This is a genomic window from Paenibacillus sp. FSL L8-0494 (assembly GCF_038003695.1).
Taxonomy (GTDB): domain Bacteria; phylum Bacillota; class Bacilli; order Paenibacillales; family Paenibacillaceae; genus Paenibacillus_AQ; species Paenibacillus_AQ odorifer.
The window spans coordinates 3,412,700-3,437,436 of record NZ_JBBOPQ010000001.1 but is presented as its reverse complement, the minus strand read 5'-3'; the positions used below and the strand labels follow the sequence as shown (position 1 = coordinate 3,437,436).

The window sequence follows — 24,737 nt, the reverse complement described above, 5'->3', positions numbered from 1 at the left end:
CGATCATTGGCAACGCTTCCATTTTTGAGTTTGGATTATATCTTACCATATTTTGATAAGCAGATGGCTGTTTCTTTTAAAGGATGATGCAAGCTGGTTGATTTAAGACTTAATAGATCCGATTAACATCCCTTTGATAAAATACTTTTGCAGAAACGGATACACGATAATAATCGGTATGACGGAGACGACAATAACTGCCATTTGCACACCTGCCGGAGATACTTCATTTACGTTTTCTAATAAGCTGCCCGCTTGCCCAAGGTCGTTACTCAGTACGATTTCCCGAAGCCGCAGCTGAAGTGGATAAAGCGCTCGTGTATTGATAAAATACAACGCCGATGAATAAGAATTCCAATGGGATACCGCGTAGAACAAGCCCATAGTTGCCATAACAGGTTTGGACAAAGGAAGGATGACGCTCCACATCGTGCGCAGCTCTCCCGCTCCATCCATTCGCGCGCTGTCTATCAGCTCAGTAGGCAGGGCTGAGAAAAAAGAACGCATGATGAACAGGTTATATGCACTGATGGCCGATGGGATGATTAATACCCATAAAGAGTCGATCAAGTGCAAGTTTTTGATGACCATATAGTTCGGTATGAGCGGAGCGTGAAATATCATCGTAATTAGGATTAAAATCAGAACTCCTTTGCGCATCGAATATTCGGATCTGGATAAAGGATAGGCCAGTGATGCAGTTAAAATCAGATTAATAACTGTTCCGACAACTGTAATAAATATACTTACCATGAAAGCTCTCCAGATGGAGGTATCCCCAAGAATAACTTGATAATTCATAAGCGTCCAATCTACAGGGAATAGCTTAACCTCGCCTGCATTAATGGCATGAGTGCTGCTAAATGATTTGGCGAGCACATGCAGCAGAGGGAAGACCATCAAGCACCCGACCAGCATCAGAAATATATAGTTAAAAACGTCAAACAGGCGACCTTTATTTTTCATTTACTCTTCGACTCCTTTCTAGTAAAGTCCATCCCCTGATGCTTTTTTGCTAAGCGTATTCCCGATCATGACTAGCAACAGTCCGACGACCGATTTAAAGAGGCCTATAGCTGTTGTATAGCTGTATTGCTGATCAATAAGACCCACTCGGTATATATACGTATCGAGAATATCTCCATTGGTCTCATTAAGCGAATTGATAAATACAAACACTCGCTCGAAGCCAAAATCAAGGAAGTTACCGATATGAAGCAGGAACATAATCATGATGGTGGGCAAGATCGTCGGGATCGTTATAGATAAGGTTTGTTTCCACCGATTTGCTCCGTCAATCCGGGCCGCCTCGTACAGCTCAGGATTCACAGCAGCGAGTGCGGCTAAATAAACAATAGTTCCCCATCCACTGTCTTTCCATATGCCTGTTCCAACCAGGATGGTACGAATATACGAGTCCTCGCCCAGAAAATAAACGGAGTCGAGCCCAAAAGCATTTAAGATCTGGTTCACGATACCTGTCGTTGGGGACAAAATGCCGATCATAATCCCCCCAATAATGACCCATGAGAGAAAATGGGGCAAATAAACGACGGTCTGCAAAATCCGTTTATAGAAAGCTTTTCTCACTTCATTAAGAAGGAGGGCGAATATTATGGGAACCGGAAACGCAAAGACCATATCATATAGGCCGATCAGGATAGTATTTTCAAGAATTCTCAAAAACTCTGGATAGGTGAACATCCGCCGGAACTGATCAAGGCCAACCCAAGGACTGCCTGTAAAACCTTTGAATATGTTGTAGTTTTGAAAGGCCATGATGGAACCCGCCAAGGGTAAGTATTTAAATACGATAAAAAAAATAATGCCCGGCAATGAAATGAGATATAGCGCCTTATATTTGCGCAAATTGGTCATTCTTCTTTGGAATGGGGAAAGATCTGGCCTGCTCGCTGGCAATGCGGCTGGCACTTGTTGTGGCATAAATATCGCTCCTTTGGTTGCAGTTTGGATTTTGTTGTATGGCTAATGTTAATCCAATATCCAGGTCTTCAAAATGGAGATTTTTCGGCTTGCCTGTGTTTTATTACGATTGACTATTGTGCACAAATCTTGCGGGACTTCCCTGCAACTGAAGAAAAAGTATATTCAAATCCCTGACCATCGCTAATAAGAGATTGTTCTGGCAGATCAAGCGGAACAGCAGACCAAATTCGATATTCAGCGGTTAACGTAGAGTGAATCGTCGCTTCATCAAGCTTTCCTTGGCTCCAAGAAAGATCAACGGTAAAACCACCTCTTGCTCTCATTCCCCTTATGCTGCCTGAAGCCCACTCCTTAGGAAGGGCAGGTAATAGTCGAAGTTCTCCTCGGTGGGATTGCAGCAGCATTTCTGCTACGCCTGCTGCTCCACCAAAGTTTCCGTCTATTTGAAAGGGTGGATGGCAGTCTAAAAGATTCGAATACGTGGAGGAGGCTAAGAGATTAAGTAAATGCTCGTAGGCTTCCGCACCCATACCGAGACGGGCATAAAAGTTGACGATCCATGCCCTGCTCCAGCCGGTATGGCCTCCACCTCCGTCAAGACGGCGTTCAAGCGTTCGTCGGGCTGCTGCGGCAAGCTCAGGGGTGTGCCTCATGTCAATCTGTTCACCCGGATGTAATGCGAACAACTGAGAAATATGCCGGTGACCTGCGTCTTGCTCTTCGTAGTCAAACAGCCATTCCTTAATCTGTCCATGACTGCCCACACTCGGCTGTGGAATGTGTTCAAGCGTCTCATGTAGTTCAGAGAGAAACATTGTATCTTCTTCTCCGAGAATTAATGCCGCTTCCGAACAGGCGGATAGCAATGTATATGCGATTTGCAAATCCATAGATGGTCCCATACAGAGGCTGCCGTTGCTTCCGTCCGAAAGAAGGAAGCGGTTTTCAGGGGAGACCGAAGGCCCAGTAATCCGTACACCACCCTCCTCTACCATGTAATCAAGCAGAAAAATCGCTGCTTCCTTCATCACTGGATAGGCCCTTTCCTTGAGAAAAGACAGGTTCAGTCCAAACCGGTAGTGTTCCCACAAATGAAGGCATAACCAAGCAGCACCCATTGGCCAGACCGTACAGGTAATTAGGATGCCTTCAGGTCGGGTTTCCGCCCATAAGTTAGTGTTATGATGAGCAACAAAACCGCGACAGCCATACATTTCTTTTGCCGTTTCTTGACCGTTCAACTGCATCCGTTCGATCAGATCAAACAGCGGTTCATGGCATTCAGCCATATTTAGGACTTCGGCAGGCCAGTAATTCATCTGGAGGTTAATATTAATTGTATATTTTGATTCCCATGGCGGGGTAAAGCTATCATTCCATATGCCTTGCAGATTAGCAGGCAACGTACCTGGTCGAGAACTGGAAAGCAATAGGTAGCGCCCATACTGCACATATAGTGCAACTAGTCCTGGATCACCAAACTCATTGGAATTGCTTCTTTCATCTTTTGCTTGCTGTAACCGCAATAATCGTTTATCGGTAGGAAGCTCGGCGTACGGGTCGCCATCCCTTGTTAAATCGATTGAAAATCGAGCAAACCGGGACTTGTATTCCTCCTTATGCCGCTTTATTAGAGTTGCAAAAGACTGAGCCGTGGCTTGATCCAATTGCTCCAGACAGGCTTTTTCAGGTTGATCCACACGAAAGGTACTCTGCGCTGCCAGCATAAGGGTGACGGAGTCTGCTCCCTCAATAGAGATGAAATCCCCTATGAGCCTCTGGCGGCCTCCTTGTTGAACTGCCCTTAGTGCTGTGCAAAAGCGAACACCATCCGCTCCGCATTCCCCATTCATTAGAACTGTGTTTGCAGGACCAGTACTACAGCCGGTATCGAACGGACGACGCATAAGATTCGCAGCCAACGTGATCTTGCCAAGTCTGTCAGCTGTCAATCGGACTACTAATACACCGTCCGGTTCACTTACAAAATATTGCCTGTAATAGCGAACCCCGCCACAACGGTACGACACCGTAACAACCGCTTGCTCCAAATCGAGCTCCCGCTCGTATTCTTCAATAACCTCACTAGAATCCAGAAACTTCAAAATCAAATCGCCAAGTGGCTGGTACGGCTGTTCATATTTTGGTGAAGCAGTCATAGCCATTCGAGCCAAATGTTCTGCCTCCGCCTGCCTGCCGTCTTTCAGCATTTGCCGAATCTCCGTCAAATACGGCTGAGCTGCAGGATTAGCTGCGCGTCCAGGGCCGCCGTACCAGATTGAATCTTCGTTAAGCTGGATTTTATCTTGGCCGATCATACCGGACACCATCGCCCCAAGGCGCCCGTTTCCTATGGGAAGAGCCTCATTCCAATTTGACGCCGGGCTTGTATACCATAATCGAAGACGTTCTGATTCCCGCATGGTTGCCGATAATGCCACCTCTTGTTTCGCTCGTCTTCTTTCACTCAACTCTTGTTCACCTGGCCTTTCCTATTTTCAGGTCATATCATTCGTCAGTAACTCCACTTCTTATGCTACTCTTGATTCTGATGTCTCTCCATGGCATAGATTGTTAGGGGTTGTGTTTTTTTATGATCCAAACTAAAAAGGATGCGGAAGATTCCGCACCCTACTGTAAATTATTTTTTTATATTACTGAGCGCATTTCGACCTAAGCGTTCCATCAGCTGCTGCTTGTAGAGACTATTAATGACGACATGTTGACCGCAACTGCACCAATATCCATCTTCACGGGGCCGGGGATCATAATCGTTAGGAACCAGTCCGGGTACCTTGCTACCAACATGGCCAATGGCGTAGTTTTGAGCGGTTGGTGGCCGCTGTAAAGTGAGTTCTCCTTGCGTATTCCAGGTTACATAATTCGCGCCTGCCCAGCCATGTCCGCTGCCTAACCACGCCCTATCCCGAATAGAGATGGGAGCTTTGATATTATCGAACAGGCCTCCGACTGACCAGCGATGATGAGGCTCACTGGTGTTATAATTGTTAACAGCTTCCCCATCCAGAAATACATTTGGCCCCGGTACCCAGCTATCGACGGTGAACGCATGCCGCGCCGTTTCTGTATAAATACGTTGAGCGAGATTTAGCTGGCCCATCTGATGTATGACATAACGGCGACCCCCAGTAACCATACTGATCATATCGTACATTTGACAATCCTGAACCGTAATCCATTTGGAATAACGCTTCATTTGAACGAGAGAATAGGACAGATGGTAACCCGTCACATCTCGAACCCAGCCATTCTTCATACTGTTGAATACGACAAAACGCTCAGCATGCTTTTCGTCCGCATAATAAGGATCCGTTGTATCGTTATCCATCTTAATATCTATAATGCTCGGGTCAAAATCGGACTCTACCCTCATATTCTCTACCCCCACCTGCTGAATGCGGGCATGGTCTGTATATTTATAGATCTCTCCGCCGCCCCACTGAAGTTCGATAGCATTCGCTAGTGGGGCATCGACCGTAATCGCATTACCTACAATAGCAGTGATGACTCGGTCAAAATCCAGATTGAACGGTGACCATTGGGTTACGGTTCCACCCGGGCGCTTATATATGTTATCCATGCCAATTTCGTGAATCCAGTTTTTATCACCTATTCTGAGGACTATGATCTAATCGCCTACACGATAAGCATTCCCGTCTTCTACATGGAAAGTGCGCGAGCCTGAGGGTACATACAAATCTGAAATCATCCGTTTCGAGTTGCTGTCCAGCATAAGATCTGCATTTTCACCAATTTCAACTAGATTTCGTTGTTTCGCTCCGGTACCATAGAGAATGGTGCCCTCTTTGTCCTGACCTTCGCCGCGAAGGACGATCCCGCTTGCTTTAATGAATAACGTGCCTCCGATTTCATATCTGCCTTTTTTCAACAGGATCGCTCCGCGGAATCCGTTCTTATCGAGCGGGCGCTTGGCCAACTGGTCAATCGCAACCTGAATACGTTCCGTCGCGTCTCCGTCTAAGGGTAGAACGGTCGACTTAACGGGGATATTCGGGATTTCAACACCGCCACCCCTATAACCCGCATTGGAAAAATCTAAGATCCGATTACCTCGATAATCACCGATATACATCATCATTCCATCGTTACCAAGGAAAGCAATGGGGCTCTGTCCCGCGGGGATGCTCTTTGGATCCAGCACGGTAAAATAATATGAGTCATACTGAGGAGATTTTCCGTCCTGTTTGAGGGTCATTCGCAGTTCATAAGTACCCAGTTGTTCTGCCGTGCCTAACGGTGTCCATTCCATTAACGAGTCTTTGACCATAGGAGTCTCAGGCAAACTATCAACCAGCTTCGTTCTATCAAAAATCAATTCACCGGCAACCCTTCCGTCAACACACGATGTGAAGGATACCGTCGGATAAACCTCCCTAGGCTTGAGGATAGCTGGTTGACCAATTTCAGTAGTCATGTGCGTATGCTTTAACGTGGAATTAATAATAAAGAGTTCACCTCCTTTTCTATATTCACTCTCACATGTCGGATACATATTACCTTGGCTAAAGAAGAATTAACATGTCATTTTTATTGATTGGAATGTGTTTTCTTATTCACCTATTTAAGCAAACCCTTGCACCCGCATGGTGCTGAGCAACGATTAAGCCAAACTAAAGATAAGATTCTAAAGGCACTAAATAAGGGATGAAAGTTAACTTAGATAAAAAAAGGCGCGATCCCAAAGGGCATCACGCTTTTTTATCTAGCTTAGATTTCCTATAACTGGGTGTGGCACATAAGGCTCTTCTAGTCTCGCTATTTCACTTGACTCCAGCTTCACTGATAATGCTGCAACGGCGTCCTCCAGATGATTAGGTTTGGTAGCACCAATAATAGGCGATGTTACTGACTCTTTTTGCAGAACCCAAGCAAGCGCTACTTGTGCACGTGGAATCCCGCGTTTAGCCGCAATTTCGGTAACTACCTCAACAACCTTGCGGTCAGCTTCAGCCATTTTTGCATAAAATGCCTTTCCGACTTCGTCTATCTCTGAACGAGCTGTTTGTTCATTCCAATCACGGGTTAGTCGGCCTTTAGCAAGCGGACTCCATGGGATCACACCGATTCCTTCTTCCCGGCAAAGAGGCAACATTTCCCGTTCTTCTTCCCTGTAGAGCAGATTCAAGTAATTTTGCATAGAGACAAATTTAGTCCAACCATTTCGCTCAGCAACATGCTGCGCCTGCAAGAACTGCCATGCATACATAGAGGACGCTCCTATATATCTAACTTTCCCTGCCTTTACTACGCCATGAAGTGCCTCCATGGTCTCTTCGATGGGAGTGTCATTATCCCAACGATGAATCTGGTATAGGTCCACATAATCCGTGCCCAGCCGTCTTAGACTGTTGTCTATTTCGGTCATAATCGCTTTGCGTGAAAGTCCTGCCCCATTTGGTCCCTGATGCATCCGGAAAAACACCTTTGTCGCAATGACTACCTCATCCCGGCGAGAGAATTCTTTTAAGGCACGTCCGACAATTTCTTCGCTAGTTCCGTCAGAGTATACATTAGCCGTATCAAAGAAGTTGATCCCAAGCTCCAGTGCTCTTTTAATAAAAGGTCTGCACTGCTCCTCATTCAGCGACCACGGAGCCATTCCACGTTCAGGTACTCCGTAACTCATACAGCCAAGACAAATTCTAGATACGTCCAAACCAGTACGTCCAAGTTTTATATATTCCATTCGCTTGTGCCTCCTTTAGATTTTGGGTTTGTTTACTCCTAAACTGCGGCGAATTTCCATATCTGGTGACTCGGCCAATTTAACAACTAACGCAGCCACACTTTTTCGCGACACTTCTCTCCCTTTAAAAGGTTCACCTTTCTGAGTCGTCTCGTAGTCAATCTCGTCTTTATAGGTAAACCATCCAGGTCTCAAAATCGTATAGTTAAGATTTGAAGCTTCAATGATTTCTACTGATTTTCGATATGGATCCAATATACTGCTGTACTTCTCTCCGGGAACTTCATCGTAAATGCCCATTGAGCTTATAAAAATCAAACGTTTAAGACCAGTTGTATTCATTGCCTCTACGATAGATCTAGACATTCCTTCCAAATTACCAGCCAGATTGGCATAAACAACATCTTGCCCGATCATCGCTTCTTTTAATTGATCACTATCCATAACGTCCCCTTCAACTACTCGAGCACGGCTGGATGTTATATAGCTTAATCTGTCCGAGTTGCGAAGATATAGAGTTAACTGAGCATCGGTTTCGTTCAAGAATAAATCAATCGCATGACGAGCAATTCCACCGTTAGCGCCTAAGATCAAAACATTGCTCAATTTCAAAACCCCTTTCTTAGTTCTAATTATGCGATGTATGAAGTTGACACCGTTATCTCAATTATCTTAAATGATTGCCTATTCCTCTCACTAGCACTAACACAAAAGATGCTTTTACTTTATAATTGAGTAAGAATAAAACATTAGGAGGAGCACATGTCTGAAGAATTACTAGAGCGGAAAGAAGAACTCGCCAGATTGATTGAACATCATTCGTGCCAGGATGGAGTATATGAGACCGCTATCCCCTCATTGTTTGTGATTCGTAACTCCAACGTGACTGAGCCAGTATACAGAGTATACAAACCTTCTTTATGTTTCATTGCGCAAGGAACAAAGGAGATCATACTGGCCAAGGACCGTTTTGAGTATGGTCCCGCAAATTATCTAATATCATCAATGAATTTACCGGTTATCGGTCAGATTATAAAAGCTTCTCCCAATGCACCCTATTTAAGCTTTAAGCTAGAATTTACGCAGAGTCAGATATTGAAGGTACTAAATGATTCCGAATTTAAACTCGCTCCGAAAGAAAATGCTAAGCGAGCTATGTATGTCGGGCAGATAGAGTTATCACTATTGGATGCGATCCTACGATTGGTACGTTTGCTGGATGATCGCAAGGACATTCCGTTTTTGGCTCCGATTTATACTGATGAAATTCTATACCGGCTTCTGCAGGGACCATATGGAGTTACACTCGCACAGATTGCGATGGAAGGAAGCAGCACCTACCGCATTCGGGAGGCCATCGAACAGATTATCGAGAACTGTGATAAACCTTTGCGCATTGAAGAGCTTGCTGAAACAGCCAGTATGAGCATTTCTTCGTTCCATAGACACTTCAAAGAGGTAACTGCCATGAGTCCTATACAGTTTCAAAAGCATCTGCGCTTACAGGAAGCTCGCCGCCTTTTATTATCTGAATCAGCGGATGCAGCGGATGTCGCGTTTCGCGTTGGCTATGAAAGTGCATCACAATTCAGCCGCGAATATTCACGGATGTTCGGTTCACCACCTAGAGCAGACATCAAGCGTTTGAAGGAAGATATGCTCATTTGATAAAAGCGTGCTTCATTCACAATATGGAACTATCCGCTAAACACCAACATGTATAGGTAACCTTTGCGCACACGCTGATTCTATCGGGTTTATCGCTAATGAGCTTATTACTATCGGACCCAGAGGACCTTAAACGCAGTATTATCTCACATTTGGGATGCTAAAGGACCGCATAGCTGCTATTGGCTCAAAAAACGCTCAATCTGAATCGCTTTCGAAGTAATAGCTGCATTGGGGTCCGAAACTATGCTTAAAAAGGGATTAATATGCAAATAACATCCTCTGAGTCCTTAAGCCCAAGAGGTTTATAAATACAAGCTGAGGCAAACAACCAACGACGACAAAAAAACAACGACAACCAAAAAACACAAAGCAGCGATTCATCCATACTTGGAGAATCACTGCTTTGTGTTTTCCACAAGCTAACACTGCTTTTTCTGACGAACACGTAGCCGACCGCTTTTTATTTCTTTTGATAGCTAAACCAATCATAATAAGCAGTTGTTTGATTAGGAGAGTAGTTATACATACCGAAAAATACTCCAGTAAATCCTCCTGCGACTTCAGTAGAAATCAAGTGTGTCTCGGCTTCGCCAAGCTGATGCCATATTTGATCCACACCTCGATAGTAAAACATATATTTTTCAGGTGATGCCTGGATTCTAAATTCTACCGCCGTGCCTTCGAAAGGCGAAGAGTATGCCACATCGCTTATGCTCCCTACCTGTCTGCGCAGTGTAATAACATTTTCACCTTCCATTTGCGTTAGTCCAATTGCGTAGTGATACTGCTGATCCATAAAAACTACAAGACCAGCTTCGTCACCATCAAGAGGGCTAAATTCCATTTTGGTGGTAATTTCACAATTCAAATGCCGCTGTCTACAACCAATAAAAGCAGGCGTTCCCTTCTCATTTAATCTCACATCTGATCCACGTAAAGCTAGCCACCCTCCCCGTTCCTGCAATGACCAATCTACCTTATTAGCATTACGAATGAAATTCCAGCTCATTCTTAGGTCAGATTGATTAAAATCGTCGGTTTCAGGCTCTTCTTCCCACGGCATTGGTGAAGGCAGGTCAGCTTCCATTTCTAATCCAACCACTCCGTTATCCCCAATCATTGGCCAACCCTCCTCCGTCCACTGAACCGGAGCCAAATATGTCTCTCTGCCAAGATGATGACGGTAAGGATAACCTACTGGTCGAATCCCCAGAAATACCGCCCACCAGCTACCATCCTGTGCTTCAACTAAATCGGCATGTCCTGTAGCTTGAATGGGGTAATCTGAACTTCGATGAGTCAAAATCGGATTGTGAGGAGACGATTCATAAGGCCCATATGGCGATTTACTTCTTGCAATAGTCTCCATATGTCCATATTCTGTCCCACCTTCTGCACACATCAAATAATAGTAATCGTTTATTTTGTAAAGATGTGGACCCTCCGGGAATTTCCCTCCGCTACCAGTCCAGATCAAGCGTGTATCGCTAAGCTTTTGACCCGTTTCAATATCAATCTCACATTGGTAGATCCCCATTCCTTGCTCGGAGCCTGTGCTTGTGAAATAAACCTTTCCATCATCAAAAAACAAGGAGGGATCAATACCTTCCTGCTCCACATAAAGTGGATCCGACCATTCGCCTGCAGGGTCATCCGCCCAAACGTAGAAATGACCTCCGCTATCCTGATTTGTCGTAACCATATAAAAACGACCGTTATAATAACGAAGAGTCGGCGCCCACACACCTCCGGAAACCACTGATTCATCAAATTGAAGCTGATTCTCACGAGTCAAACAATACCCAAGCTGCTTCCAATGCACCAAATCCTTGCTGTGCCAAATAGGTATTCCCGGAGAATAGGCAAATGAACTGTTTACCAGATAATAATCCTCGTCTACTCTGCAAATGCTTGGATCTGGATAAAACCCCGGGATAATCGGATTGTTATATTTCATGTAGTATTCTCCTTCTCTATCTTAATCACTGAAACCTATGTCAAGGATTATACTGCTTCAGCTGGATAGAAAGCCTTGATTATTCGGTCCTAAAATAGCATGATATAGACATTCATCTAGACAAGCTTTTGGAGGGTAACGAGTTGAGTGAATTTTATTTAAAATGGTTTACATCTGATCTTCAACGGCTATCACGACAAAGACACCGATTTACATAGACATGCGGACTTTTCAGAGCTCGTAATTGTATTGAGTGGCACAGCTACACATATTGTTAATACTGAGGAGTCTTTTATCAAAAAGGGAAATGTGTTTGTAATTAATGGTTCGACCCCGCATGCTTTTAAAGATCCTCAGGATTTCAAGATCTGCAATATTATGTTTCAGCCTGAAATGCTATCGACAGCTGGGCCAGATTTGCGGACATCCAACGGCTTTCAAGCATTATTTGTGTTGGAACCCCTGTATCGTCATAAACATTCCTACACAAGCAAACTCAGCTTGCCGATTCCTAACCTGGAGTATGTCTCTTTTCTCATAGCGGGCATGATTGAAGAATATCACAACAAGCTACAGGGTTATCAGACCATGCTGGGCTCCAAGTTTATGGAACTGGTTGTCTATTTGTCCAGACATTATGACCAACAGGAAAAAGGGATTCAAGGGAACCATCTGATGCATTTGGCGAATGCACTCTCATATATGGAAGATCGTTATCTTGAGCCCTTAACACTGGATCAGATCGCCAAACATTCGGACATTTCAGTCAGACACTTAAACAGGATCTTTCGCTCCTACTATCAGACAACCCCGATCGCTTATCTTCATCGTTTACGTCTGGAACGGGCTTGCGGACTATTAAAGCATTCTAACCTCAGTATCACCCAAATCTCACATGAATGCGGGTTTAGTGATAGCAATTATTTTACCCGCCAATTCACCAAAATCTATGGGATGTCACCTAAGGTCTATAGGAACAAGCTTTGAGGGTAAAAAAAGAACACCAGGCAGCGATTCTCCTATTGTTGGAAAATTACTATCTGGTGTTTTTGGATTAACCAGCTTACCTGATCAGATTATGGGCAAGTGAATATAAACAAACTAATGGTCCGCATATCGCTTATAGCAAACCTTGGAATGTAACCGATCGGAATGCCCTCTCCGTATTCTCTTAGTTCTGTGTCTTAATCGAATCTGGGAGATAACTGCATTCTATACACTTATTCCGTACGCAAAAAGAACCTTCATACTTTAACTGCATTCTATACAACTAAAAACGATCAAATCCACCTATTGGGTAGAAAATCAAGTAAATAGATGTACGAAGTACACTTATATCCCCGAGCTGAGTGATTTGAAGGAATATAGTTGTACGAAATGCAGTTAAACGTTGGTACACATCGAATCCATCGGCTATCTATTCAGCGTTAGCGTGCTCGTCGCTTATTAGTTAATAAGTTAATTCATACCAACAATGGAACATATGTCTTTTCCAGAAACGCAATTTCTTCATAGGTTAACGCACATATTTAGATTTTTGGATCTGATCTGTTTCTGTGCGATGAGTTATTTCTGCTCAGTCTCACGTAAGTCTTCTTGTTCATCCGCCTCTTTCCGAGTAAGCCTGTGTCCAAAGAATCTTCATTTCATAAAATAGCTTAGTAAGGTTTCTGCGCTTCTACTTGGGAATATGAGGTGACATGATGTTATTTTCTGCACAAGGGGTACCACCCCAAGGATATTACCAAAGCATCTGGGACTTTACTTCCCACAACGAAAACAGTAAAAAGGAAGCTGGGAATGTCGATCCTTTTGACTTCGGACGGGCGGCTGAGTTCAGAGCGCCCAAAAGCATTGAAACGAGTATTGCTCCAGCACTAACACCTTATTGTTTAGAGCCCTTTGGCGGATACGTAGCCACCATTTCCAGAGGGAAGGTATGGGGAGAATCTGGTGCCCTTCTAACACCAGAAGGGAAATTGATCTTTGATCTTTCCCAAGAATATGATGCCGAACAATACAGGATGCTTGAAGCAGATGAGCACCCAGTGTTTCACCGGTGGAACGATCCGCAGCTTCAACATTTTGCCGGGACCGCAGCGGTGTTAACATTTTGCGGAGCCCATAACTATTTTCATTGGATGTATGATGTGCTTCCTAGATTAGCGATGCTTCAATCGAGCGGAATCACTTACTCCACTATTATCATGAATCCAAATCCGTATGGACCCTTTGTGGAACAAACGTGGGCCATGCTTGGGATATCCGAGTCATTGGTGATCCGGACGAATTCAGAAGCATATGTTCAGGCTGACCAGCTACTTGTCCCTTCCTTAATGATGAATTCACATTATCCTCCTTGGACCACGGATACACTGCGGAGATTTTTGTTACCGCATAGAGAAACAACACTAGTCACTCCAGAACGAATTTATATCTCACGAAAAAAAGCAAGCTCAAGAAGGTTGGTTAATGAAGATGATGTCATCCGCTGCCTAGAGAAATTTAATATCGTACCGATTTGTCTAGAGGACTGGACGGTTGCCCAGCAAATCCAATTATTCGCCTCAGCAAAAGTAATTGTAGGTCCACATGGTGCTGGACTCGCTAATTTGGCTTTTTGCCAGCCTGGAACACAGGTCATTGAAATTTTCCATGCCCAGCATGTTGTTCCAACCTATTGGATGATCAGCAACCATAATAATCTCGAATATTATATGGTGTACGGGCAAGGTGTAGCAGATCCTGCGATTCGTTTTCCAGGACTGGAGGACATCTATGTGAACGTAGATCGTCTGAAACAAACGATGCATCTGGCAGGCTTCGAATGAGAAGCTTGCTTACTACTTTCTCGAATTCAAAAAGCGCAAAGCATATTTTGCTTTGCGCTTTTTAAGAAACATAGATTTAATCACGCCGTGTTACATACTTCAACCATAGCCCATCATCCGCAAGTTTTTCTACACTTTTTAAGCTGAAATTTGCTGGGGTCTGTTGTTTCATAGATGCATCCATTTCAAATATGGTCACAGAATTAGAGGCACCATCTACGATGGGAACAATAACCAAGCTTAACTCATCAATTAAGTTTTCGTTCAGGAAAGAGCCGTTTAAAACGCCCCCACCCTCCAGCATCAATTCATCGATTGAGAATAATTGTTTCAGCTTTCTCACGACTACAGAAAAATTCAATCGTTCTTTTCCACCGAATATATATGAGATTTCTAGATTTTTCAGATAAGCTAGATAAGCATCAGATACCTGTTCTGTAAGCACTTCAATGATATGATGCTCTGTTCTATTGTGACTTCCTTCTGAAATGTAGTTTTTGGTCCAGCCCAGTTTTCCCGAGGGATCTACAGCTACTGCATATGTTGAGGCATCATTTTGAGCGATAAAGTCTGTTCTAGGAATGCTTGAAGTGTTACTCTGCTCTAATTCTAATTTATTGCCTAACGTAAAATTTTCCTCCATGGTAATCCTGCCACATATCCAAGCTTTACATCCATACCGATCATGAATGTTTTCGTACTCATCAATAAAATAGGCAGTCCGTTCTTCATCCAAGTAATCTCCGATGGTTTTACCATCCAATGAGGTAAGCATATGGCAAATAATATAGGGCCTGTCCATAACGATCCCCTTTTAACCTACTTGAACTGTTGGGCGAATAATCATTTCATTGATAGCTACATCTGACGGTTGCTCAATGGCAAATGTGATGGCACGAGCGATGCTGTCTGCATCAATGGCTATTTTGTAAAATTCATTCAAGCCAGCTTTTGACTCTGCATCTGAGGTAGTATCTAACAATTCGCTGCTGACGGCTCCTGGAGAAACATTGGTAACACGAATATTGGTTCCACTCATCGCTTCTTCTTGACGAAGCCCTTCAGAAATTGCTCTAACCGCATGCTTGGTGCCACAATATACTGTACCCCCTGGGTAAATGTTATGGCCAGCAACCGATGATAAGTTAATAATATGACCAGATTTTTGCTCTCTCATTGATGGGAGAACAGCTGCAATCGCATATAAAACCCCTTTGATATTTACGTCAATCATTTGATCCCATTCATCCACCATTTTCTTAAAAAGAAAAGCTTGTGGCATGATTCCCGCATTATTAACTAATACATCAATTTTGCCAAACTCTTTAAGTGCATAAGCTGCCAGTTCTTCCATTTGTGCTTGGGAAGTCACATCTGTCACTTTGTAGATGGCTGTTCCACCACTTTGTTCAATTTCTCCTTGAAGCTTTTGAAGACGTTCCTCACGACGAGCGGCTAGAACAAGCTTAGCACCTTTAGAGGCTAGTTCTTTCGCGGCGGCTTCCCCAATCCCACTAGAAGCACCTGTAATAATTACGACTTTATCTTTGATATTTGACATGTAAAAAAACACCCTTTCGATATTGTATATTGATTTATTAATAGACTATAATCTATTATTATAAACAGTTACAGAATACATTCAATTGTACGATGAGTCTGTTTTGTTCAATACTAAACAGATCCTATAAATGTGTTTATTATTTTTAGAAAGTAAGGTGAACCCCGAATGTCTAAAGTGGATAGAAGAATACTCAAATCTCAAGATGCGCTTAAAAAGGCCGTCATTGAACTGATGACTAAGAAAAATTTTGACGACATTACCATACAGGATCTCTCCGACACAGCAAATGTAAGCCGGGGAACGATCTACCTTCATTATCTGGATAAATATGATTTGTTAGATAAACTTATCGAAGAACATATAGAGGTCCTAAGAGCACTTTGTGAATCGGCGTCTGAATTGGATTTTATCGAGGCAACGTTGATCTGGACGGAATACTTCGATAAAAATTATTCTTTCTTCTCTATGATGTTAGCGAGTAAAGGTGCTCCTTATTTTCGAAATCGTTTCTTAAGCTTTCTTCTCGATGAGTTTCGGCATGAAGTAAATGTCACCGCAGGAATAAACCAAGGGTTAAATGAAGAGGTTATTATTAGTTTTGTTGCATCGGCTTATGCAGGGGTAGTGGAATGGTGGTTCAAGAATGAAAGACCTGTAGCACATCAAGTCTTGGCTGAACAACTCGGAACGTTATTAGAGAGGAATTTATAAAAAGAGCGGCGATTCTCCTATAATAGGTGAATCGTCGCTCTTTTTTATCGGGCATTAATTACGCAATAGATTACACATCTTTTTAAGGACTTCGGACCCTGGGATGCTATTCCTTCACCCCAATAGCTGCAGTGGGGTCCTTTAACATTCTGAAAATCAGAAAATCTCGCCTTTAAGGTCAGATGAGTCCGATAAAAGCATCTACTTACAAATGTTATCGGTTCAAGTAAAGATTCTTTTAAATCGCTCGTTTGAACTGGGTATTGTACAGCTCGTAATAAACACCTTGCAGCGCAAGAAGCTCTTTATGACTGCCTTGCTCAGCAATTCCGCCACCCTGAATAACGAGTATACGATCAGCATCCTGGATGGTACTAAGCCTATGGGCGATCACAAAGCTTGTTCGTCCCTTCATTAGCTTTTCCATCGCCTGTTGAATATGCATTTCCGTACGCGTATCCACACTGCTGGTTGCCTCATCTAGGATCAAAATAGCTGGATCAGCTAGAATGGCGCGGGCAATCGTTAAAAGCTGGCGCTGGCCGTGGCTCAAATTACTGCCTTCCGCATGGAGAATAGTCTCATATCCATGCGGCAGTCTATTGATAAAGGCATCTGCATTGGCCAATCTTGCCGCTTCCTCTACCTCTTGGTCTGTCGCATCAAGACGGCCAAAACGAATATTTTCCCGAATCGTTCCCGAGAATACATGCGCGTCTTGCAATACCATTCCCAATTGACTACGAAGTGCGTTTTTATCCAGCTCTCCAATCTCGCGTCCATCAATGAATATGGAGCCGCCGCTCAAATCGTAGAATCTGATCAGCAAGTTGACAATGGTCGTTTTTCCAGCACCCGTTGGGCCAACAAGCGCAATTTTCTCTCCGGGTTTTGCTTCAAACGTAACCTCACTCAGAATTGGTGAATCCGGCTTGTAAGCAAATGAAACGTCTTTGAAAACAACATTCCCTTTTAACCTCGGCAGATCGTCACTTTGTTCATCACCGTCACCGTATTCGGAGGGCATATCCATGACTTCAAACACACGCTCCGCACCAGCAATTGCCGACTGAATTAGATTGTACTGGTTAGCAAGATCGGAGATCGGTCGTCCGAACTGTTTGGAATACGTAAGGAAGCTAACGATTACGCCAACCGTAGCCATGTTATGAAAAGCCATCCAGCCACCCACCCCGGCAATGATTGCAAATCCAAGGTTATTAATCATGTTCATAACCGGTCCCACTAATCCGGAAACAATTTGTGCCTTAACGCCGACTTTATTCAACTCTCCGCTGATTTTGCGGAACCGTTTCACTTCTGTCTCTTCCCTGCTGTATTGTTTGACCACTTTTTGTCCGCTGATGGTTTCTTCGATAAATCCACCCAATTCACCTAAATGGCGTTGCTGATTTTTAAAATAAGTTCGACTTAAACCTATGATTTTACGGCTGGACAATAACACAAGAGGGATCGTTATCAGTGAAACTACGGTCAACGGAACGTTCATCATTAACATGATCACTAGTGAACCGCTTAATGTGATCAAACTGTTTAATAACTGGGTCACACTCTGATTAAGTGTACTGGATACGCTCTCTATATCGTTGGTTGCCCGGCTCATTAGTTCTCCGTTAGCTTGCGTGTCAAAAAACTTGATCGGTAGCTGTTGATATTTGCTGAACAAATCACGACGCAGCTCGAATACGGTATTTTGTGAAACGGATGTCATAACATAGGCTTGCACCCAAGCAACCACACTGCTTAGCCCATAAATACCAATTAGGAGTAGACAAAAGCGAATTAGACCCTGATAATCGTGGGGAATTACGGCAGTATCAATCGCTTTACCGATTAGATAAGGCCCAATCAACGAAAGGATTGCATTCAACACAGTAAATACATATACAATGATTAACCCGAACCGCTGGCGGTTCAAATAAGTCCAGATGCGTTTGAGTGTGCCCGCTTGATTCTTAGCGCGTACGATTGGCACAGCTCCGCCCCGTCCAGGGCCAGATCCAGGCCCAGATCCAGGTCCAGGTCCGAATCCGCCTGATCGATTAAAAGGAGTGGTGTTCATGCCGTTATTAAGCTTTGACATAAGGCACCTCCTCTCCCTTCATCTGTGATCTCCAAATATCTCTGTATATTTCACTGCTGTTCATAAGCCCATCATGTGTACCTTGTACAGCAATTCGGCCGTTTTCTAATACCAGAATACGATCAGCATCAATTACAGAGGTGACACGCTGAGCTATCAAAATATTCGTGCTGCTGCGCAGCCGTGTTTTTAACATCTGCCGGATTCGTGACTCTGTCGCTGCATCGAGCGCACTAGTGCTGTCATCCATAATGAGGATTGTTGGCTGAATTAAAAGTGCCCGTGCAATCGAAAGCCGCTGCTTTTGCCCACCGGACAGGTTAATGCCACGCTGGCCGAGCTCTGTATCGTAACCCTGTGGAAGTTCTAAAATGAAATTGTGAGCTTCAGCGGCTATTGCTGCTTCTTCCACATCCTCATCTGTGGCATCCGGTCTGCCATATCGGATATTATCGCGGATAGTACCGCTGAACAGAATAGCCTGCTGCATAACATATCCGATTCTGCTGCGCAAATCTTCCAGAGCAATCATACGAGTGTCGGAGCCGTCAATTGTGATTGCGCCAGAGGACACTTCGTAAAACCGGGGAATAAGGCTGACCAATGATGATTTACCAGTACCGGTGGCACCAAGAATGGCGACTGTTTCTCCTGGCTCCGCAGTGAAATTAATACCGTCTAACACTAGATTTTCATCCGTAGGATCATAAGCAAAGGATACATTGTCAAATACGATCCGACCGTTGTGTATGGCATCTTTTTTAGCGTTGGCAACTTCTGTAATCTCACTAATGGTGGAAAATACTTCATTCTCCCGATCGGCAGAAACCTTGGCTCGTGAGAAGAAGGTCAACATATTGCTTAACATCAGCATTGACATCAACAATTGGGTTATATAGTTAATAAAAGCGATCAGCTGACCAACTGGCAGCCCACCGTTCCAGCTTTGCACTCCCCCAAACCATAGTACAGCAACAATACTGGCATTTAGTACAAGCATCATTAGCGGCATATTTAATGACATTAACCGTACCGCTTTTATCGCAATTTCTGTATAATCCTTGTTAGCTGTATTAAAGCGTTTCTGTTCATGATTAGCGCGGACGAATGCTTTGACTACACGGATGCCGGATAAATTTTCCTGCAACACTGTGTTCACACCGTCTAATTTGACCTGCATTTTTTGAAACAAAGGAAAAGAAAGTCGGATTAACCCATACAATATTAAACTCAAGAGTGGCACGGCAACGGCTAGGATGAGGGTCAGCATAGGACTAATCCGGATGGCCATCACCAAGCTTCCGACTAATAGCAATGGAGATCGAATACTCCGCAAAATCATTTGCACAAAGGTTTGCAGCTGCACCACATCATTTGTTAATCGCGTAATCAGTGAGCCCGTCTTCAATTGATCCAGGTTCTTGTTAGAAAATTTCTGAATATGTTCAAACAAGCTAATCCGCAAATCATTACCGAAGTTTTGAGAAGCAATACTCGAAAAAATAGTGCAGCCAACCCCACCAATTAGACCGATAAACGCTACACCAAGCATAATCAGTCCGGTCGAGAAAATATGAGACAAATCTTTTGTCATAACACCCTTATCCACAATGCTCGCCATGAGCGTGGGCTGCAGTAAATCCATAGTCACTTCGACCAGCATCAGCAATGGTGCCAACACACACCACACCCAATATGGCCTCAAATAATGCTTAAGCTTCCACATTCCGCCACCTTCAATTGTTTAAGATAAATACGTGATTTTAGAACTAATCGGTGTTCTGGGTTTCGCATTCGGCATTTCCTCCGGATAACCCATTCCAAATATCCCAATAACATCGTAATTTTCTTGAACATTAAGAATCTCACGATTATGAGGCAAAGCCCCCAGCGAAGCCCAATACGTACCTACACCTGCTTCATGTGCAGCTAATAGGAAATTTTGTACGAAACAAGCAGCAGCCATAACATTCTCATCGCGTTCAAACGCAGTTGCGGCAGGCTTAGACAGAACTGCAAAAACAACAGGTGCGTTGCCAAAATCCGTCTTATGTTTTAATTTCGCTCTAGTATTGGGTCCGATGAAAAGAAGCTCCCAAGGTTCGGTCATACGATGATTAGGAGCGTAACTTGCAGCCTCCAGCCATGAATGTAACTCCTCTTCACCTATTGGAGTCTGTTTGAATTGTTTTATACTTCTACGGGTTTTAATGAGCTCAGTTATTTTCATCTTTTTCTTTACTCTCCTCTTTTTTAACATTTGATGTTGTATCTTCTGGAGCGATCTCATGAATCTGAAAGATTTGTTTAAACTCTTCAATAATCGCTTCCGTTGCTTTTAATTCACCGCTAACCACTTGTTTAATCGATTCAAGCTCAGGCTGATTTAACTGCCGCTGTAATGTAGCCCGGTTAACCATAAGCTTATCTAAAAAAGCGATGGCTCTGCCACGGCGAAAAGTTTGAGCACTTTTAGGATGTTGATCCATCGGTTCTGTCATCCCATGTTTCATAAAGCCTCGATCTCTGTGCTCTCCATGCTCCCTATGACCGCCACGTTTGCCGATATGTCCTTCACGCATTTTATTTCCTCCTTTTGCAGTAGTGTATACATTTGTATACGCGTTCTTCATGTATACAAATGTATACGATAGAATCCATTTCTGTCAAGATCATTTTTCCATTTTGTAACATCATAATTGCTCATTTTATATCTTAAAAAACAATAAAAAACCCGCATAAAGTGCGGGTTTAAAGAGAAAAATCATCAAATTTAACGGAGTGATTTATAAGGAATAGCTATTTTTCTTATATTCCTGAACGGATACTCCCATTACTTTTTTAAAACAGTTACTGAAGTAGAATGGATCTTTAATGCCGACCTTTTCAGCAATTTGATAAGCTTTCCAATCCGTTTCATTCAGAAGCTTCACCGCTTTTTCCATTCTGCACTTGAGAAGATAATCCGTAAAGCTAATCCCTATGTCCTGCTTAAAGATCCGGCTAAAGTAACTGGAATTCATGTGGAATTTATTCGATACATAGGATAAAGACATCTCCGGAATGTGCATCTCCTGTTGAATAAAATCTTTAACTTCATGGATAATATTATTGGTTTTTTTACTTCGTGCCCGGGTTACTTGAGAGGTTACCTTCTCTGTGAGTTCTAGCAATGTCTGTTGCATGTCTGGCAGGCTATCGAGCTCAAAAATCCTTTTATATGGCGAAATATCGAAAGAAAGATTATTATCTATTATAACTCCCATTTCAGCGAGTGAATTGATTAATGTGGAGACAAATTGGGCGGAAACCAACCTAGCTCGTTCCACAGAAAAAGCCTTGGACTTCTCCAAATCCTGAAACATTTTCTCGATGGATTGCATAGCCTTGTCTAAGACACCAGCTTTTACAAAAAACAAAATTTCCTCAATTTCATTCGTCTTAACTTCCCAGGATCGGCCCCCGAAATGAATTTCATCATTAAAAAAATAGATGGCGTTACTGCCCTTTAACTTACCATATCTAACTGCCTCCAGCGCCTCTTTATAGGATTCTTTGATCCTATTGAAATCCGTACAGGTACTACCTACGCCAATGCAAGCTTTGCATTCAAGCTTTTCATGGAGCGATTGGGCCAGCCACTCTCCAATCTTCGTAAGATTCTGATTATCTTTTCTATTAAGAAGGACAATGCGTTGACTGTTATCAAAAAAAACTTCGATTCCCTCATACTCTTCAAGCGCGTAATCAATAAACCTCTTACAACGCAAAGACTGCAGGATTCGTTGTTCCTCCCCTTCTTCTAAGGAGATTTGAAGTTCAATGAGCATGATTGAAAACAGGCTGTTCGCTGAGTCAGGAAAAAAGTAATGGAACCGGCTGTCCAGCTGATCGGGGTCCCAGAGGCCTGATAGCAAATCATTTAGAAATTTTTCTTTTAGTTGAACGGCGTTTTCTTTTAACTGTCGATTCAGTTCCTGATATTCGTTCCACCGCTCTGTCTCTTCCCGGATTTTCCCATGAAGATCTACCGCAACTCTTCGTACTTCCTCGGATTGAAGCGGCTTCAAGATAAAATTTTGTACTCCAATGTCCAGGCTTCTCTTTGCATATTCGAATTCGGGATGTGCAGTGATGATCACAATTTTGACTAGCGGATACCTTTCTTTTATCAACCGGCTTAATTCCAGTCCATCCATAAAAGGCATACTGATATCTGTAAATACTACATCCGGTTTCATCGTTTCGATCAGATCTAACGCTTCGCTTCCATTCGAGGCCTCACCTACGAATCTGTAACCAACCGCTTGCCAATCTATAATGATGGGAACAATTTTTCTCGCATTAATTTCATCATCCACAATAATGGCTCTGAGCAGTTCAAGCTCCATGACTATTCCCCTCCTCAAGCGGTAGTTCCAATTCAATCCGAGTTCCTTCTCCCGGTGCACTGACCAAACTACAATTCATATCCGCCCCATAGTACAGCTTCAGACGCATCAAAGTACCGCGCAACCCAAAACTGGACTCATTTTGCCCATAGGGCTCAGCTTGCATTTCCCGGCGTTTGTCTTCATTCATGCCCACACCATCGTCTTCCACGATTAACTTCAGTCGATTCCCCTGAATTCGGGCAAGGATGCGAATCTTACCACACTCCCCTAAAGGGCGAATACCATGATAAAGCGCATTTTCTACAAGCGGCTGAAGCGTCAATTTGGGTATCCGAACATACTCAGCTTCTTCCGGCACCTCAATTTCACTGGTGAAAATTTCTGGATAGCGAATATTTTGTATACTCAAATAACTTTTAGTGATCTCTACTTCTTCTCTTAACGTTACTACATCACTGCCCTTACTAAGACTCTGACGATAGAAGGCTGCAAGCTCAGAAATAATCTGGTACGCCTCATTATTATTTCCTGACAAAGTTAAATAGCCAGCTGATTCTAACGTGTTATATAAAAAATGTGGTTTAATTTGCTGCTGCAAAATATCCAATTCGAGTTTCCGAATCAATTTCTGTTCTTCTTTCTCCCGCTTCAGCGCTTGCTCAATGGTCACAATCATATTGTTATACCTATCTTTCAACTGGTTCAGCTCATCAGTTCTCGCCTCGTACCGAACCAAACTAAACTCTCCAATCTCCACTTTTTTCATGGATCGCAGCATATGTAAAATAGGTGTTGTAATGAATCTAGAAATCCAGACGGAACCTAAAAATATAGAAATGAAATTAAACAGCATAATCATTAACAGCATTAGATTAAATTGACGATAGGGGCTTTCCCATTCCCCCAGAGGCTGAGCGCTAGTAAACTTCCAACCACGATCCATTGAAACCAGAGAAGAGATCAGATAATTATGATCTTTGATCTTTACGATTTTGCTACTGCCGAGCGGCACATCAAGCATAGAAGAGTTTGTATAAGTCGATAATTCAGGTTTTGTAAAATCAAGGAGTGTCTCATATCCAGTTTCGATCATTAAATCAGGTTTATTATCGTTGATCGAACGTTCATAGCTTTTTTTCAGCTCCTGAACCGTAATGTTCACGACTAATACTCCTATTTTCTTGGAAGTGTTCATGTCGTTTACGATACGAATCAGAGAAATATATTGTGGATCCTGCTGGGGTTCCTTCGTCTCAAAATTGAAGATACCTCCGGCATTTTTCCTCCAAATTGCTTTTCCGTCCAAGGCGACCGCCTCGGAATACCATTCCGCTGACTCGATCCCATCCGTTCTGATCGGTTTTGCAGACTGCAAATCAATCGCAAACTTACGTCCTGCATTATCGAATAGATAGACAGAAGAGATAGAGGGCTCTGCGAGCATAAAATCTGACAGAGCCACCTCTAGCTTGTAAGTTAAAATTCCGATGTCGTTACCCGCCAGATCACTGCCCAGAACTTCCTGAACTGTATTGTTCGACACGATCATCTTGGAATAATTATTCGTGCTGTCAAGAAGTGATTCGATTCCGGAATTCATGGCGTTTAAGGTTTGAAGCGATACCTCACCTACCTTTTCCTCGGTGAATTTCTCATTGATTCGTTGGTACATAATACCGCTTGCAATCATGGAAACCACTAATAAGGCCAAGTAGTAAAAAACGATTTGTGATCGGATACGTGCAAACCTCATCGGTAACCTCCTGGCCGACAATTAAGCGAATACGGACCTTTATTTATAGCTACTTCAATACGATACTAGTATAGCAT

19 protein-coding genes and 1 pseudogene are annotated in these 24,737 nt (G+C 43.2%); 4 read left to right on the top strand and 16 right to left on the bottom strand.

Going from position 1 to position 24,737, the window contains the following annotated elements; all coding sequences use genetic code 11:
* Positions 1-102 precede the first annotated feature (102 nt).
* From NYE35_RS15735 to NYE35_RS15705, 7 genes are all read right to left on the bottom strand, one after another.
* Positions 103-966, bottom strand: coding sequence for a carbohydrate ABC transporter permease (locus NYE35_RS15735; protein ID WP_036677879.1), 864 nt, complete (start codon positions 964-966; stop codon positions 103-105).
* 18 nt (positions 967-984) lie between these two features.
* Complete coding sequence (locus tag NYE35_RS15730) at positions 985-1,878, bottom strand: ABC transporter permease (RefSeq protein ID WP_051491014.1); 894 nt, start codon at positions 1,876-1,878, stop codon at positions 985-987.
* 179 nt (positions 1,879-2,057) lie between these two features.
* Positions 2,058-4,418, bottom strand: a complete 2,361-nt coding sequence (locus NYE35_RS15725; protein ID WP_341121587.1) for a glycoside hydrolase family 95 protein — start codon at positions 4,416-4,418, stop codon at positions 2,058-2,060.
* A gap of 170 nt (positions 4,419-4,588) precedes the next feature.
* Complete coding sequence (locus NYE35_RS15720; protein ID WP_341121585.1) at positions 4,589-5,548, bottom strand: hypothetical protein; 960 nt, start codon at positions 5,546-5,548, stop codon at positions 4,589-4,591.
* 48 nt (positions 5,549-5,596) lie between these two features.
* Entirely contained in the window at positions 5,597-6,403 is an 807-nt protein-coding gene (locus tag NYE35_RS15715; RefSeq protein ID WP_341121583.1) for a hypothetical protein, read from the bottom strand.
* 288 nt (positions 6,404-6,691) lie between these two features.
* Complete coding sequence (locus NYE35_RS15710; protein ID WP_326047108.1) at positions 6,692-7,675, bottom strand: aldo/keto reductase; 984 nt, start codon at positions 7,673-7,675, stop codon at positions 6,692-6,694.
* 15 nt (positions 7,676-7,690) lie between these two features.
* Positions 7,691-8,281: an NAD(P)H-binding protein gene (locus tag NYE35_RS15705; protein WP_076274473.1), complete on the bottom strand. Its 591-nt coding sequence runs from the start codon at positions 8,279-8,281 to the stop codon at positions 7,691-7,693.
* A 156-nt stretch (positions 8,282-8,437) separates the two neighbouring features.
* Between NYE35_RS15705 and NYE35_RS15700 the strand changes: the two genes are divergently transcribed.
* Positions 8,438-9,343, top strand: a complete 906-nt coding sequence (locus NYE35_RS15700) for an AraC family transcriptional regulator (protein ID WP_341121580.1) — start codon at positions 8,438-8,440, stop codon at positions 9,341-9,343.
* Between the two features lie 463 nt (positions 9,344-9,806).
* Here the strand turns inward: NYE35_RS15700 and NYE35_RS15695 are convergent, their stop codons facing one another.
* On the bottom strand, positions 9,807-11,303 hold the full coding sequence (locus NYE35_RS15695; RefSeq protein WP_341121577.1) for a glycoside hydrolase family 43 protein: 1,497 nt from the start codon (positions 11,301-11,303) through the stop codon (positions 9,807-9,809).
* A 143-nt stretch (positions 11,304-11,446) separates the two neighbouring features.
* Between NYE35_RS15695 and NYE35_RS15690 the strand changes: the two are divergent.
* Both NYE35_RS15690 and NYE35_RS15685 read left to right on the top strand, forming a co-directional pair.
* Positions 11,447-12,290: pseudogene (locus NYE35_RS15690) on the top strand (helix-turn-helix domain-containing protein).
* A gap of 713 nt (positions 12,291-13,003) precedes the next feature.
* Positions 13,004-14,134: a glycosyltransferase family 61 protein gene (locus NYE35_RS15685; RefSeq protein ID WP_341121576.1), complete on the top strand. Its 1,131-nt coding sequence runs from the start codon at positions 13,004-13,006 to the stop codon at positions 14,132-14,134.
* Positions 14,135-14,210: 76 nt separating this feature from the next.
* Here the strand turns inward: NYE35_RS15685 and NYE35_RS15680 are convergent, their stop codons facing one another.
* The gene (locus tag NYE35_RS15680) at positions 14,211-14,936 is read right to left on the bottom strand and encodes a RibD family protein (RefSeq protein WP_341121574.1); all 726 of its coding nucleotides are present in this window, start codon (positions 14,934-14,936) and stop codon (positions 14,211-14,213) included.
* A gap of 12 nt (positions 14,937-14,948) precedes the next feature.
* Complete coding sequence (locus NYE35_RS15675; RefSeq protein WP_094900885.1) at positions 14,949-15,695, bottom strand: SDR family oxidoreductase; 747 nt, start codon at positions 15,693-15,695, stop codon at positions 14,949-14,951.
* A gap of 168 nt (positions 15,696-15,863) precedes the next feature.
* On the opposite strand from NYE35_RS15675, the gene NYE35_RS15670 reads away from it, so the two are divergent.
* Entirely contained in the window at positions 15,864-16,409 is a 546-nt protein-coding gene (locus NYE35_RS15670; protein WP_076105670.1) for a TetR/AcrR family transcriptional regulator, read from the top strand.
* 238 nt (positions 16,410-16,647) lie between these two features.
* Here the strand turns inward: NYE35_RS15670 and NYE35_RS15665 are convergent, their stop codons facing one another.
* The 6 genes from NYE35_RS15665 to NYE35_RS15640 all read right to left on the bottom strand — a co-directional run bounded on the left by NYE35_RS15665 (position 16,648) and on the right by NYE35_RS15640 (position 24,660).
* Positions 16,648-18,513, bottom strand: coding sequence for an ABC transporter ATP-binding protein (locus NYE35_RS15665; protein ID WP_339212008.1), 1,866 nt, complete (start codon positions 18,511-18,513; stop codon positions 16,648-16,650).
* The gene (locus tag NYE35_RS15660) at positions 18,500-20,239 is read right to left on the bottom strand and encodes an ABC transporter ATP-binding protein (RefSeq protein WP_339825783.1); all 1,740 of its coding nucleotides are present in this window, start codon (positions 20,237-20,239) and stop codon (positions 18,500-18,502) included. Before NYE35_RS15660 ends, NYE35_RS15665 begins: the two co-directional genes overlap by 14 nt.
* Positions 20,240-20,257: 18 nt before the next feature.
* Positions 20,258-20,743, bottom strand: coding sequence for a nitroreductase family protein (locus NYE35_RS15655; RefSeq protein ID WP_036677894.1), 486 nt, complete (start codon positions 20,741-20,743; stop codon positions 20,258-20,260).
* Positions 20,730-21,095, bottom strand: a complete 366-nt coding sequence (locus NYE35_RS15650; protein ID WP_052097030.1) for a hypothetical protein — start codon at positions 21,093-21,095, stop codon at positions 20,730-20,732. Before NYE35_RS15650 ends, NYE35_RS15655 begins: the two co-directional genes overlap by 14 nt.
* A 204-nt stretch (positions 21,096-21,299) precedes the next feature.
* Positions 21,300-22,904, bottom strand: coding sequence for a response regulator (locus tag NYE35_RS15645; RefSeq protein WP_341121570.1), 1,605 nt, complete (start codon positions 22,902-22,904; stop codon positions 21,300-21,302).
* On the bottom strand, positions 22,894-24,660 hold the full coding sequence (locus NYE35_RS15640; protein ID WP_076222532.1) for a cache domain-containing sensor histidine kinase: 1,767 nt from the start codon (positions 24,658-24,660) through the stop codon (positions 22,894-22,896). Before NYE35_RS15640 ends, NYE35_RS15645 begins: the two co-directional genes overlap by 11 nt.
* Positions 24,661-24,737: the final 77 nt, after the last annotated feature.

Excerpts from the sequence above, each read along its gene's own strand:
- NYE35_RS15700 (WP_341121580.1), top strand. The coding sequence starts at position 8,438 with ATGTCTGAAGAATTACTAGAGCGGAAAGAAGAACTCGCCAGATTGATT.
- NYE35_RS15670 (WP_076105670.1), top strand. The coding sequence starts at position 15,864 with ATGTCTAAAGTGGATAGAAGAATACTCAAATCTCAAGATGCGCTTAAA.
- NYE35_RS15640 (WP_076222532.1), bottom strand. The coding sequence starts at position 24,660 with ATGAGGTTTGCACGTATCCGATCACAAATCGTTTTTTACTACTTGGCC.
- NYE35_RS15650 (WP_052097030.1), bottom strand. The coding sequence starts at position 21,095 with ATGCGTGAAGGACATATCGGCAAACGTGGCGGTCATAGGGAGCATGGA.
- NYE35_RS15665 (WP_339212008.1), bottom strand. The coding sequence starts at position 18,513 with ATGTCAAAGCTTAATAACGGCATGAACACCACTCCTTTTAATCGATCA.
- NYE35_RS15660 (WP_339825783.1), bottom strand. The coding sequence starts at position 20,239 with ATGTGGAAGCTTAAGCATTATTTGAGGCCATATTGGGTGTGGTGTGTG.
- NYE35_RS15655 (WP_036677894.1), bottom strand. The coding sequence starts at position 20,743 with ATGAAAATAACTGAGCTCATTAAAACCCGTAGAAGTATAAAACAATTC.
- NYE35_RS15735 (WP_036677879.1), bottom strand. The coding sequence starts at position 966 with ATGAAAAATAAAGGTCGCCTGTTTGACGTTTTTAACTATATATTTCTG.
- NYE35_RS15675 (WP_094900885.1), bottom strand. The coding sequence starts at position 15,695 with ATGTCAAATATCAAAGATAAAGTCGTAATTATTACAGGTGCTTCTAGT.
- NYE35_RS15645 (WP_341121570.1), bottom strand. The coding sequence starts at position 22,904 with ATGGAGCTTGAACTGCTCAGAGCCATTATTGTGGATGATGAAATTAAT.
- NYE35_RS15715 (WP_341121583.1), bottom strand. The coding sequence starts at position 6,403 with ATGACTACTGAAATTGGTCAACCAGCTATCCTCAAGCCTAGGGAGGTT.
- NYE35_RS15720 (WP_341121585.1), bottom strand. The coding sequence starts at position 5,548 with ATGGATAACATATATAAGCGCCCGGGTGGAACCGTAACCCAATGGTCA.
- NYE35_RS15695 (WP_341121577.1), bottom strand. The coding sequence starts at position 11,303 with ATGAAATATAACAATCCGATTATCCCGGGGTTTTATCCAGATCCAAGC.
- NYE35_RS15730 (WP_051491014.1), bottom strand. The coding sequence starts at position 1,878 with ATGACCAATTTGCGCAAATATAAGGCGCTATATCTCATTTCATTGCCG.
- NYE35_RS15710 (WP_326047108.1), bottom strand. The coding sequence starts at position 7,675 with ATGGAATATATAAAACTTGGACGTACTGGTTTGGACGTATCTAGAATT.
- NYE35_RS15680 (WP_341121574.1), bottom strand. The coding sequence starts at position 14,936 with ATGGACAGGCCCTATATTATTTGCCATATGCTTACCTCATTGGATGGT.
- NYE35_RS15685 (WP_341121576.1), top strand. The coding sequence starts at position 13,004 with ATGATGTTATTTTCTGCACAAGGGGTACCACCCCAAGGATATTACCAA.